9 protein-coding genes are annotated in these 12,448 nt (G+C 73.4%); 2 read left to right on the forward strand and 7 right to left on the reverse strand.

Annotated elements, in window-relative coordinates:
- Positions 1–3: 3 nt before the first annotated feature.
- Positions 4–570, reverse strand: coding sequence for a dihydrofolate reductase family protein (locus GGQ55_RS22730; RefSeq protein ID WP_179723108.1), 567 nt, complete (start codon positions 568–570; stop codon positions 4–6).
- 151 nt (positions 571–721) lie between these two features.
- Here GGQ55_RS22730 and GGQ55_RS22735 point away from each other — a divergent pair, with 151 nt between their 5' ends.
- Complete coding sequence (locus tag GGQ55_RS22735) at positions 722–1,840, forward strand: sigma-70 family RNA polymerase sigma factor (protein WP_179720669.1); 1,119 nt, start codon at positions 722–724, stop codon at positions 1,838–1,840.
- On the opposite strand, the gene GGQ55_RS22740 is transcribed toward GGQ55_RS22735, so the two are convergent.
- From GGQ55_RS22740 to GGQ55_RS22755, 4 genes are all read right to left on the reverse strand, one after another.
- Entirely contained in the window at positions 1,734–2,798 is a 1,065-nt protein-coding gene (locus tag GGQ55_RS22740; RefSeq protein WP_179720671.1) for a T6SS phospholipase effector Tle1-like catalytic domain-containing protein, read from the reverse strand. The two genes, GGQ55_RS22735 and GGQ55_RS22740, sit on opposite strands and share 107 nt — an antisense overlap.
- A 28-nt stretch (positions 2,799–2,826) precedes the next feature.
- Positions 2,827–5,424, reverse strand: coding sequence for a flavin-containing monooxygenase (locus GGQ55_RS22745; RefSeq protein ID WP_218859394.1), 2,598 nt, complete (start codon positions 5,422–5,424; stop codon positions 2,827–2,829).
- 67 nt (positions 5,425–5,491) lie between these two features.
- Positions 5,492–5,956 (reverse strand): DUF8821 family protein, encoded by a 465-nt coding sequence (locus tag GGQ55_RS22750; RefSeq protein ID WP_179720673.1) that lies wholly within the window; start codon positions 5,954–5,956, stop codon positions 5,492–5,494.
- A 39-nt stretch (positions 5,957–5,995) separates the two neighbouring features.
- On the reverse strand, positions 5,996–7,015 hold the full coding sequence (locus GGQ55_RS22755; RefSeq protein WP_179720675.1) for a YhjD/YihY/BrkB family envelope integrity protein: 1,020 nt from the start codon (positions 7,013–7,015) through the stop codon (positions 5,996–5,998).
- 105 nt (positions 7,016–7,120) lie between these two features.
- On the opposite strand from GGQ55_RS22755, the gene GGQ55_RS22760 reads away from it, so the two are divergent.
- Positions 7,121–8,437, forward strand: coding sequence for an aspartate aminotransferase family protein (locus tag GGQ55_RS22760; RefSeq protein WP_218859395.1), 1,317 nt, complete (start codon positions 7,121–7,123; stop codon positions 8,435–8,437).
- Here GGQ55_RS22760 and GGQ55_RS22765 read toward each other — a convergent pair.
- Complete coding sequence (locus GGQ55_RS22765) at positions 8,418–10,769, reverse strand: bifunctional salicylyl-CoA 5-hydroxylase/oxidoreductase (RefSeq protein ID WP_179720677.1); 2,352 nt, start codon at positions 10,767–10,769, stop codon at positions 8,418–8,420. The two genes, GGQ55_RS22760 and GGQ55_RS22765, sit on opposite strands and share 20 nt — an antisense overlap.
- Positions 10,770–10,771: 2 nt before the next feature.
- A complete protein-coding gene (locus GGQ55_RS22770; protein ID WP_179720679.1) occupies positions 10,772–12,382 on the reverse strand; it encodes an AMP-binding protein in 1,611 nt (536 codons plus the stop codon).
- Between the last annotated feature and the right edge of the window lie 66 nt (positions 12,383–12,448).

The raw sequence follows: 12,448 nt of genomic DNA on the forward strand, positions 1-12,448 counted from the left end.
GGCTCAGCGGTCACGCGCGTAGGTGAGGACGGCGATGCCGCCCTCGACGGTCCGGGCGTCGACGAGACGCAGCGGCACCGAGCCGGCGGTCTCGCCGAAGAGGCGCTCGCCCGCGCCGAGCACGACCGGGAAGACCTTCAGCCGGAGCTCGTCGACGAGGTCGTGGGCCATCAACGTCCGGACCAGCCCGGAGCTGGCAGGGACGACGACGTCCCCGCCGAGCTCGCGGCGCAGCGTCGCCACCGCGCCCACCGGGTCCCCCACCAGCACGGTCGAGTTGGCCCACGCAGGACGCTCGAGCGTCGTGGAGACGACGTACTTGGGCAGGCCGTTCAGGCGGTCCGCCAGCTCGCCGGTGCGCGCCGGCCACCGCCCGGCGAACCACTCGTAGCTGCGCCGGCCCAGCAGCAGGGCGGCGGCTCCCCGGGCCTCCTCGAGCGCCAGCTCGTGCAGCTGCGGGTGGTCGGCGAGCCGGCCGACCCAGCCGCCACCGCGGAAGCCCTCGTCGCCGGCCGGGTCCTGGACGACGCCGTCGAGCGTGACGTTGTCGCTGAGGACGATCTTCCCCATCGCGTTCTCCTCGGTCCTGGATCGGATTGCCTGATGGGACGAACACCGCGGCGGCGGCGAACCGGGCGGTCGCCGGCCGCCCAGTTCACGGCTCGCGCGGTGTAGGTACATCGACGCCGGACGCCGCCGGCACGGAGGGAGGGGCACGCCTGTGAGCGCGGACAGTTCCGTCCTCGTCTCCAGGGCGCGGGCCGGGGACGGCGACGCGTTCCGGGAGCTGACCGAGCCGCACCGGCGCGAGCTGCAGGTGCACTGCTACCGGATGCTCGGGTCCGTCCAGGACGCCGAGGACGCCGTCCAGGAGACCCTGCTGTCCGCCTGGCGCGCCCTCGGCGGGTTCGTCGAGGACCGGGCCTCGTTGCGCACCTGGCTCTACCGGATCGCCACCAACCGGTGCCTCAACGCGCTGCGCGCCGCGAGCCGGCGGCCGGCCACGCCGTGGGACGTGCCCCGGGTCGAACCGCCCGAGCCGACCCGGCTCGGGGAGGTTCCCTGGCTCGAGCCCTGGCCCGACGCCCTCCTGGGCGCGGCACCCGGCGGTCCGCCCGGCCCCGAGGCCCGCTACGAGCAGACCGAGGCGATCTCCCTGGCCTTCGTGACCGCCCTCCAGCTCCTGCCCCCGCGCCAGATCGCCGTCCTGGTGCTGCGCGACGTCCTCGGGTTCTCCGCCCGCGAGGTGGCGGGCATGCTGGACTCGACCGTCGAATCGGTCACCAGTGCCCTCAAACGGGCCCGCGCCGGCCTGCGAGACCGCCGGCCGGCGGGGCCGGACCAGGCCCCGCCGCCGACGGCCGGCTCACCGGCCGAGGAGGCGATCGTGGCGCGGTTCGTCCACGCCTGGGAGTCCGCCGACGTGGACGCGCTGGTCGCCCTGCTCACCGACGACGTCCTCGTCTCGATGCCACCGATGCCGTTCGAGTACGAGGGCCGGGAGGCCGCGGCCGGGTTCAGCGCCAGCATCTTCCGTTCGGGCCGCCGGTTCGACCTCGTCCCGACGCGGGCCAACGGGCAGCCGGCGTTCGGCGCCTACCTGCGCGCCCCGACCGGCGTCCGGCACGGGACCGGCCTCTACGTGCTCACCCTGAGCGGCGACCGGATCCGCGCGATGACGCGCTTCGAGAACAGCGTGCTCCCCTGGTTCGGGCTGCCGCGATCGCTCCCGGTCAGAGCTGCTCCTGGATCCAGGGTTCGAGATAGGGGTTCCGCGGGCGGTACCGCGGTTTCCCGTCCCGCCACCGGTGGATCACCGACCGGTCGAGGACCTCGCTGATCGTCGTCCGCACCGGGCGCAGGTAGGGGCCGGCGCCCGGCAGGAAGCGCACCAGGCCGCCGAGGAGACCGGCGTAGAAGTCGGAGATCGGCCCGGACCACTCCTCCCCCGTGACGGGAACCGGCGGTGGCTCGATCACGAGACCGGCCTCGACCGCCCGCTCGACGATCCACTCGCGGGTCAGCACGGAGAGGGGGTTGTCGACCTCGGGCGTCGCGGTCCCGCCGCCGCCGACGTTCGCGTGCTCCCCGACGAACCAGCGCTGCTCCACGCGCGTCGCGTGCTGCGGTATCGGGATGGGCACGCTCGTCCAGAGCGTCGGCGCGAACTGCCTGCGGTGCTCGTCGATCGCGACGGCATGGCAGGCCAGGTCGACGAGCCCGCTGAGGCGGGTGTCGTGGAACTGGTAGCGGCGGCGGTTGACCAGGCGGCCGAGACCGCCGGGGATGCCGAGGCTGCCGACGGTGTCGAACACGCCGATGAACCGGATGCGCACCAGGCGGGAGCGGGCCAGCACCAGCCGGTCCTCGGCGGTGCGGGCGGGCCGCTCCCCCGCCTGCATCTCCCGCAGGCCCGGTCTGTCGGTATCGCGGTACCGGGCGAACACCGCCTTCGCGGGCAGGTCCGATTCCCGGAGGGGCCCGCACTTGGCGATCATCCCGGCCAGGCTGCGTGCCGCGAAGGCCCCGCGGCTGTAGCCGAGCAGGTGGATCCGGTCGTCCTCGGACCGGTGGCGCGCGGCGATGAAGCCGTAGCCCTCACGGATGTCGTCGTCCAGCCCCGCGCCGAGGATGCCGCCCTGCAGCCGATCGAAGGGGCCCGTCCCGACGCCCTCGATGTAGTGGACCGCCTGGTCCGCTCCCCCGGCGCGGCGGGGCGTTCGCGCATCGATCTGCGCGATGTTGGTGTGCGTGTTGGCGTCGCTCCACGTCCCGTCGAGGAGCACGGCGATGTTCACCCGCCCGGAACGGGCCTGATCCGCACCCTCAGACCTCCACCGGCTCGCGGAACATCGCCCGCAGCCGCAGCGCGATCTCCTCGCGCACCGGTGCGCCGGAGAGGACGACGTCGATCATCGTCAGCGACGTGTGCGTGTGGCCCCGGGCGGCCACGTGGTCCACCGGCACGCCGGCGGCCCGCAGCGCGTCGGCGTAGGCGATCCCCTCGTCGCGCAGCGGGTCGAACTCCGCGGTCACCACGATGGCCGGCGGCAGGTCGGCGAGCCGGCCCCGCAACGGCGCGGCCGTCGGCTCGCCGCGCTGCTCGGGGTCGCAGTAGTGGTCCCAGAAGTACCGCATGAGGTCGGCGGTCAGGACGTAGCCCTCGGCGTTCTCCCGGTACGAGCCGGTGGTCTGGTCGGCGTCGGTGACCGGCGTGAGGAGCAGCTGGCCGCGCAGCGCCGGGCCGCCTTCGTCCCGGGCCCGCTGGGCGACGACGGCGGCCAGGTTCCCCCCGGCGCTCCACCCGGCGACGACCAGCTCGTCGGGGATGCCGCCCAGCTCGATCGCGTGCGCGGCGACCCACTGCAGCGCCGCCCACGCGTCCTCGGCGGCCGCCGGATAGCGGTCCTCGGGCCCGTGGCGGTAGTTCACCGAGACCACGACGGAGTCGGTGCGGGCGGCCAGGTCGCGGCAGAGGGGCTCGTCGGAGACGTGGTCCCCGATCACCCAGCCGCCGCCGTGGAAGTAGAGGACGACGGGGTGCGGCCCCGGCGACGCCGGCCGGAACAACCGGTACGGCAGGTCGCCGGCCGGGCCCGGGAGCGCGCCGTCGACGATCTCCCCCATCTCGGGACCCATCGGTCGCTCGGCGTTGAGGGTCTCCATGAACGCCCGCAGCTGCACCGGCGGCATCGACTCCAGCGGCGGGATGCCGAGCCCGGCAAGCGTCTCCAGCACGAGGGTCACGTCGAGCTGCAGCCGGCGGACGACGCCGTCGTTGCACTGCTCGCCGGCCGGGCCGGTCAACCGGAAGCCGAGGTAGTCCGCGGCCCGGACCTCGTCGCACGCGGCCCGGTAGCGGTCGACGCCGCCGATGTAGGGGTAGAAGACGCGGGGCTTGCCGGGCACGTTGGCGCCCATGTACCAGGAGTTCGCGGTGGGGTGCAGCGTGATCGCGGCGCAGTCGGCGACGTGCTGGTCCCAGCCCTCCTCGGCGAGCCGTGTCGGCTCGATCGTCGTCATGCCCTTCTCGCGCAGGTCGACCAGGCAGTCGGTCACCCAGTCGACGTGCTGCTCGATCGAGACGGCCATGTTGGACAGCACCGACGGGCTGCCGGGCCCGGTGAGGGCGAAGAAGTTCGGGAAGCCGACGGTGGTGACGCCGAGGTAGGTGGAGGGGCCGTCGGCCCACTTCTCCTTGAGGGTGACGCCGTCGCGACCGGTGATGTCGACGCCGACCAGCGCCCCGGTCATCGCGTCGAAGCCGGTCGCGTAGACGATCGCGTCGAAGTCCAGGGCCTCCCCGCCGACCTCGATCCCGGTCTCGGTGATCGTGGTGATCGGCGTCTTCCGGAGGTCGACCAGCCGGACGTGCGGCAGGTTGAAGGTCTGGAAGTAGTCGGTGTCCAGGCACGGCCGCTTGGTGCCGAAGTAGTGGTCCTTCGGGCAGAGCGCCTCGGCGGTCTCGGGATCGGTCACGATCGACCGGATCTTCTCGCGGATCATCTCGGCGAGGATCTCGTTGGAGGCCGGGTTGATCCCCTGGTCGGCGAAGACCGCGGTGATGGCCTGCAGCTCGCCGGCCGCCCACGCCGCCTCGAAGCGCTCCCGGCGGACCTCCTCCGGGGCGGCGACGCCGTAGACCTCGGGAACCTCGCCGGGGACGCCGATCCGCGACCACTTCGCCGCCTCGCGGTAGGCCTCCCGGTCCTCGCGCAGCGCCTCGGCCCGGTGCCCGGGGACCGGGCCGTTGCCGGCGGGGATGGAGAAGTTCGGCGTCCGCTGGAACACCGTCAGCTGAGCCGCCTGCTGCGCGATCAGCGGGATGGACTGGATGCCGGAGGACCCGGTGCCGATCACCGCGACCCGCTTCCCGGTGAGGTCCACCCCCTCGTGCGGCCACCGGCTGGTGAAGTACACCTCGCCGCGGAACCGGGCGGCCCCCTCGATGTCCGGCTCCTTCGGCACCGACAGGCACCCGGTCGCCATCACGTAGAACCGGGAGGTGACGTCCTCACCGGTCGAGGTGTGCACCCGCCAGAGGCCCGCGTCGTCGTCCCACTCCGCGCGCTCGACCCGGGTGTCGAACGTGATGTCGCGCCGCAGGTCGTACCGGTCGGCCACGGACTGCAGGTAGCGGAGGATCTCCGGCTGCGTCGCGTACTTCTCCGACCAGGTCCACTCCCGCTCCAGCTCGGGATCGAAGCCGAAGGTGTAGTCGGCCGTGGTGATGTCGCAGCGGGCGCCCGGATAGCGGTTCCAGTACCAGGTGCCACCGACGTCGCTCGCCGCCTCGAACGCGCGCGCGGAGAACCCCGCCTCGCGCAGCCGGTGCAGCATGTACAGACCGGCGAAGCCGGCCCCGACCACGACGACGTCCACCTGCGGCCCCTGCGGGGCCCCCTGGTCCACAGCCTCGCCCACGCCCAACCCCCTGGCCTCGTGACGGAGATCACCCCACCGCGGCCAGGCTAGACCGAGCGGTCTCCCCTCAGTAGGTCCCCTTGATGACGAAGAAGGAGCCGCGGATGGTGCCGGCCAGCTTCGATCTCTGGCGGGCGAACTTGAACCGGGAGGCGAGCTCCTCGGGGACCTCCATGCCGTCGGACAGCTTGAACCCGACCGCGCGCTTCATCCCGTCCTGCAGGCCGTACATCACGTTGATCGACAGGCCGGATTCGTAGAAGACGTAGGTCATCCGGGTCCCCTCGACCTCGAAGTCCGTGGCCTCCAGGGGGCGGGATGAGATGACGAGGTCGCGTTCCTCCTTGAGGATGCGGTGGACGTGGTCGACCGCATCGGCCGCGTCGTCCGCGGGATCGACGGTGAAGACGTGGCCGAACTTGTTCCTGTAGTAGCGGGCCTCGTTGGCCCGCAGCCCGGCGAGGGCGTCGGCCACCGGTGAGGACTCCAACCCCGCGGTGGACACGTTCTCGAAATCGACGACCTGCGACACCACGACCTCCTCGACCGGACTGGTCCGGACGGTAGCGGGTCAGGTCTCCTCGGGGGTCCCGGCCGGGCGGTCCTCCTCGCGGGCGCGCGGTGGGGGCATCGCGAACGCGACCTTCTCGCGGAGCTCGGCCAGCCGCTCGGCGCGCTCGGCCTGCGTGCGCGCCGCCGCCTCCTCCTCGCGCCGCTCGTGCAGAGCCGCGCCGAGGACCGGGCCGCCCAGCATGACGAAGCTCAGGGCGGTGAGCCAGGTCAGCAGCATGAAGACGATGCCCAGCGGGCCGTAGCGGTCCGTGTTGTAGGTGATCGCGTTGGAGAGCCAGACCGCGGCGAAGGCCCGCAGCCCGACCAGGCCGATGGTCATGGCGATCGCGCCGGGGACCAGCAACCGCCACGGCACCGCGCCCCGGAGCAGGAAGTGCTGCGTCCACCAGCTCCACACGAAGATGAGCGGCGTCCAGACGATCAGCAGCAGGATGGTCCGCCAGGGGTCGGCGATCCCTGCCCGCGGCAGGACGAGCAGGACGGCGCCGGCGGCGACGAACGCGATCAGCCAGACCAGGGGGCGCCACAGCCCCTTCCAGCCCAGCGAGGTCACCCCCCAGGCGATCTCGTAGCCCCGCTGGAGCGCGGTGGGCCAGGCGTAGGCCGACAGCAGCGTGAACAGGCTGCCGAACACGGTCGACGCGCCGCGCACCGCCTCCCGGCTGGGGAACAGCCGCTGCAGGTCCGCGACCGCCTGCGGGCTCAGGTCCAGCCGGGCGCCGGCCACGGCCGGCAGGGAGTTCGCCGCCCCCAGCGGTACCAGCGCCGCGAGGGTCACCAGCACCGGCAGCAGCAGCGACAGCGCGAGGGCGGCGAGGATCATCGCCTGGTTGGCCAGGTCCGCCTTCACGAACCGGCGCTGCACGTGCCCGACCTTGGAGGCGTCGAGCCGCTCCTTGGTCTGCGTCACGCGCGCGGTCACCGCGGCGACGTCGAAACGACGCGCCACCGACCGCTGGCCGGCGCTCGCGGACGACGGCTCCGACTGCCCGGACCGTGCCGACGGCTCTGTGTCCATGCGCATAGCCCCCTTGCGCCCAGCGTCGTGCGCTCGGGCGCCCCGGCCCTCATCCCTCAGAGATGACCGTCGCCAGGGGCGGTGGCCGCCGCTAGCGTTCGCGCGGTGACCGATCTCTCCGCCGCCGACCGGGCGGATCTGGCTCGGGCGGCCCGGCACCTGGTCCGGTACAGCGGGGCGGGCGACTTCCTGCCGTTCGTGGCCGACCGGGCGGCCGGATCGTTCGTGTACGACGCCTCGGGCCGGGCCGTCCTGGACTTCACCAGCGGGCAGATGAGCGCCGTCCTCGGGCACGCCCACCCGGCGATCGTCGAGGTCGTGTCCACCATGGTCGGCCGGCTGGACCACCTGTTCTCCGGGATGCTGTCCCGCCCGGTCATCGACCTCGGCGAGGCTCTGGGCTCTCTGGTGCCCGGCCTGGACCGCGTCCTCCTGCTCACCACCGGGGCCGAGTCCAACGAGGCCGCCCTGCGGATGGCGCGCCTGGTCACCGGCGGCTGGGAGGTCGTGGGCTTCAGCCAGTCCTGGCACGGCATGACCGGCGCCGCCGCCTCCGCCACGTACTCGGCGGGACGGCGCGGCTACGGACCCCCGGCGGTCGGCTCGATGGCGATCCCCGCCCCCAACGCCTACCGCCCGCGCTTCACGACGACCGACGGCGGGCTGGACTGGCAGCGGGAGCTCGACGACGGGTTCGACCTCGTCGACCGGCAGACCGCCGGCGGGCTGGCGGCCTTCATCGCCGAGCCGATCCTGTCCTCGGGCGGCGTGATCGACCTGCCCGAGGGCTACCTCCCGGCGCTGCTGGAGCGGTGCCGCGAGCGCGGGATGCTGCTGGTGCTCGACGAGGCGCAGACCGGCATCGGCCGCACGGGCCGGATGTTCGCCCACGAGCGCGACGGCGTCGTCCCCGACGTCCTCACGCTGTCCAAGACGCTCGGCGCCGGCCTGCCGCTGGCCGCCGTGCTCACCTCGGCCGAGGTCGAGGAGCGGGCGCACGAGCGCGGCTTCCTCTTCTACACGACCCACGTCTCCGACCCGCTGCCCGCCGCGGTCGGCCTCGCCGTCCTGGACGTCGTCGCCCGCGAGAGCCTCGCCCGGCGCGCGGTCGCGGCCGGCGACCGGCTGCGGCGCGGCCTGCTGGAGCTGCAGGACCGCCACGAGTGCGTCGGCGACATCCGCGGCCGCGGGCTGCTGCTCGGCGTCGAGATCGTGGCCGACCGCACCTCGCGCAAGCCGGCCCCGGAGACCGGTGCGGCGATCAGCCGGCGCTGCTTCGAGCTCGGCCTGTCGATGAACATCGTGCAGCTGCCCGCGATGGGCGGCGTCTTCCGCATCGCCCCGCCGCTGACCGTGACCGACGAGGAGCTCGACCTCGGCCTGGACATCCTCGACCGCGCGCTCACGGACGTGACGGGCTGATCCAGCGCGCGTGCCGGGTGCCGGTGGCCGGCTGCCGGATGAGGGTGAGCCGGGGCGGCGGCCCGTCGGTCCGGCCGGTCGGTGGCGTCCGGCTGCCGGCCCGGTAGGGCGCCGGCCAGGTGACGCCCGGGCCCTCGTACCCCTGGTCGGCGGCGGCGTGCAGCGTCCAGTGCGGGTCGTACAGGTGCGGGCGGCCGACGGCGACCAGGTCGGCCCGGCCGGCGAGCAGGATCGAGTTGACGTCGTCGTAGGAGGAGATGGCGCCGACGGCGATCACCGCGACGCCGAGCGGGAGGCCGACCTCCTGCCGGATCCGGTCGGCGTACGGCGTCTGGTAGCTGCGCCCGTACGCCGGGGCCTCCTCCTTGACCACCTGGCCGGTGGAGACGTGGATCGCGTCGGCGCCGTGCTCGGCGAAGGAACGCGCGATCGCGACGGCGTCCTCGACGTCGGTGCCGCCCTCGCACCAGTCGGTCGCCGAGATGCGCACGCTCATCGGGCCGGCCCACACCGCGCGGACCGCGTCGAAGACCTCCAGCGGGTAGCGCAGCCGGCGGGCCAGGTCTCCCCCGTACTCGTCGGTGCGGTGGTTGCTCAGCGGGGAGAGGAACGACGACAGCAGGTAGCCGTGCGCGCAGTGCAGCTCCAGGACGTCGAAGCCGGCCCGCCCTCCGGCCTGCGCGCACGCCACGAACTCGGCGGTGATCGCCGCCAGCTCGGCCGTCGACAGCTCGCGGGGCACCTGGTTGGCCGGCGAGTACGGCACCGGCGAGGGGCCGACGACGTCCCAGTTGCCGTCCGGCAGCGGCTCGTCGATGCCCTCCCACATGAGCTTGGTCGACCCCTTCCGCCCGGAGTGCCCGATCTGCAGCCCGACCTTCGCGGCGCTGTTCGCGTGCACGAACGCGGCCACCCGCGCCCAGGCGGCCTCCTGCTCCGGCGTGTAGATCCCGGCGCAGCCCGGAGTGATCCGCCCGGACGGCGACACGCACACCATCTCGGTCATCACCAGCCCCGCGCCGCCGAGAGCCCGCGCGCCCAGGTGGACCAGGTGGAAGTCGGTCGGCAGGCCGTCGACGGCGGAGTACATGTCCATCGGCGAGACGACGACGCGGTTGACCAGCTCGAGGCCGCCGAGCCGGAACGGCCGGAACATCGGCGGCCGCACGTCGGCGCCGCCGGCGAACCACTCGTCCATGCGCGCGACGAACTCCGGGTCGCGCAGCCGCAGGTTGTCGTAGGTGATCCGCCGGCTGCGGGTGACGATGTTGAACGCGAACTGCTCCGGGTCCTGGCCGACGTACTGGCCGATGTTCTCGAACCACTCGAGGCTGGCCTGCGCCGCGCGCTGGGTGGAGAGCACCACCGGCCGCCGCTCGGCCTCGTACGCCTCCAGCGCGGCCGGCACGCCCGGCTGCTCGTGCAGGCAGGCGACCAGCGCCAGCGCGTCCTCCATCGCCAGCTTGGTGCCCGAGCCGATCGAGAAGTGCGCGGTGTGCGCGGCGTCGCCGAGCAGCACGACGTTGCCGTGCCGCCAGGTCCGGTTGGTCACGGTCGGGAAGCTGGTCCACTTGGAGTTGTTGGCCAGCAGCCCGTGCCCCTCGAGGACGCCGCCCAGCAGCTCGGCCACCCGCGCGATCGACTCCTCGTCGCTCACGCCCGGCGGGAACGCCCGCCCGGCCGACGCGGCGAACCCGGCGCGGCGCCACACGTCATCGTGCATCTCGATGATCACCGTGCTGTGGCCGGCGTCGTACGGGTAGCCGTGCACCTGCATCACGCCGTGCGGCGTCTCCAGGATGACGAACTCGAAGGCCTCGAACGCCCGGTCGGTGCCCAGCCACATGTACTTGTTGCGCCGCAGGTCGACGGTCGGGCCGAACACGTCCGCGTGCTTGGTGCGGACGGCGGAGTTGGCCCCGTCGGCCGCGATCACCAGGTCGTGCGACCGGGCCAGCGCGTCGACGTCCGGGGCCTCGGTCCGGAAGTCGACGCGCACCCCGAGCTCCAGGCAGCGCTCCTGCAGGATGCGCAGCAGGTCCTTGCGGCTCATCGCGGCGAAGCCCTGGCCGCCGACGGTGGTCAGGGTGCCGCGGAAGTGCACGTCGACGTCGTCCCAGCGGGCGAACCGCTCGGCCATCCGCGCGTGGATCACCGGGTCGGCGTGCTCGATGCCGCCGAGGGTCTCGTCGCTGAACACCACGCCGAAGCCGAAGGTGTCGTCGGGGGCGTTGCGCTCCCACACCCGGATCTCGCTGTCCGGCCGCAGGGCCTTGGCCAGGGCCGAGAAGTACAGCCCGCCCGGGCCGCCGCCGATCACCGCGATCCGCATGCTCAGGCCGCCGGCTCGGGCTCGCGCAGCCGGTAGCGCTGCACCTTGCCGGTGGAGGTCCGGGGCAGCTCGGCCACGAACTCGATCGAGCGCGGGTACTTGTAGGGCGCGATCCGCCCCTTGGTGAACTGCTGCAGCTCGGCGACCTTCGCCGCGTCGCCGTCCACTCCCTCGCGCAGGACGACGGCAGCGTGCACGACCTGCCCCCGGTCGGGGTCGGGCCGGCCGACGACGGCGCACTCGACCACGTCCGGGTGCTGGTCGAGTGCCTGCTCGACCTCCGGCGCCCCGATGTTGTAGCCCGCGGAGACGATCATGTCGTCGCTGCGCGCCTGGTACCAGAACCAGCCGTCGGCGTCGCGCACGTAGGTGTCGCCGGTGACGTTCCAGCCGTCCTGCACGTAGACCTGCTGGCGCGGGTCGGCGAGGTAGCGGCAGCCGGTGGGGCCTTTGACCGCCAACCGGCCCGGCACGCCGACGGCGGCCGGTGCGCCGTCGGCGTCCAGCACGGTCGCGACGTAGCCGGGGACGGCGCGGCCGGTGGAGCCCGGCCGGATCTCGTCGTCGGTGGCGGAGATGAACACGTGCAGCATCTCGGTGCTGCCGATGCCGTCGACCAGCCGGACGCCGGTCGTCGCGGCGAACTCCTCCCACACCGCCTTCGGCAGGTGCTCGCCGGCCGACACCGCCCGCCGGACGCCGGACAGCAGGTGCGCGCAGCCGGTGCGCAGCATCGCCCGGTAGCCGGTCGGGGCGGTGCAGACGACCGTCGCCCCGTGCCGCGACACCGCCTCGGCCAGCTGCACCGGCGTGGCCTTCTCGATCAGCAGCACCGAGGCGCCGACCCGCAGCGGGAAGACCAGGAGCCCGCCGAGGCCGAAGGTGAACGCGAGCGGTGGAGTGCCGGTGAAGACGTCGTCCGGCCGGCTCCGGAGGGTGTGCGCGCCGAAGGTGTCGGCGATGGCCAGCACGTCGCGGTGGAAGTGCATGGTGACCTTGGGGACGCCGGTGCTGCCCGACGTCGCGGCGAGCAGCGCGACGTCGTCGGCGGCGGTGTCGACGTCGGCGAACGTGGTGGGCTGCGCCGCGGCCCGGACGGTGACGTCGTCGGCTCCCCCACCACCCCAGCACGCCGTGGTCAGGCCGGTCGGGGCGAGGTCTTCGGCGAACCGCGCGTCGCACAGGGCCAGCGTGCTGCGGGTGAGGTCGATCAGCTGGGACAGCTCGGCGGTGCGCAGCATGGGCACGGTGGTCACGGCGACCCCGCCGGCCTTGAGGACGGCGAACCAGCAGGCGACCAGCCACGGGTTGTTCGGGGAGCGCAGCAGCACCCGCTGCCCCGGGACGAGGCCGAACCCGTCGACGAGGAGGTTGGCGACCTGGTTGGCCCGGGCGAGCAGCTCGCCGTAGGTCCACGTCCCGTCGTCGGTGCGCAGGCACGGGCGGTCGGGACCATGGACGGCGACGACGTCGTCCAGCAGCGCGCTCGCGCAGTTCAGCCGCTCGGGATAGCGCAGCTCCGGCAGGTCGAACCGGAACTCCGGCCACTGCTCCGGCGGCGGCAGGTTGTCGCGGCAGAACGTGTCCACGTGCGCTGACCGGGTGAGTTCCACGCTGAACTCCCATCGACGACGGGCCGGAGCCCTAGTCTGCCCCGTCCTACGCTGGGCGTGGCCGGA

Origin of the sequence: Petropleomorpha daqingensis, from assembly GCF_013408985.1 — a bacterium.
GTDB lineage: Bacteria > Actinomycetota > Actinomycetes > Mycobacteriales > Geodermatophilaceae > Petropleomorpha > Petropleomorpha daqingensis.

Coding starts and splice junctions, on each gene's coding strand:
- GGQ55_RS22730 (WP_179723108.1), bottom strand. CDS start 570: ATGGGGAAGATCGTCCTCAGCGACAACGTCACGCTCGACGGCGTCGTC.
- GGQ55_RS22755 (WP_179720675.1), bottom strand. CDS start 7,015: ATGGACACAGAGCCGTCGGCACGGTCCGGGCAGTCGGAGCCGTCGTCC.
- GGQ55_RS22765 (WP_179720677.1), bottom strand. CDS start 10,769: ATGCGGATCGCGGTGATCGGCGGCGGCCCGGGCGGGCTGTACTTCTCG.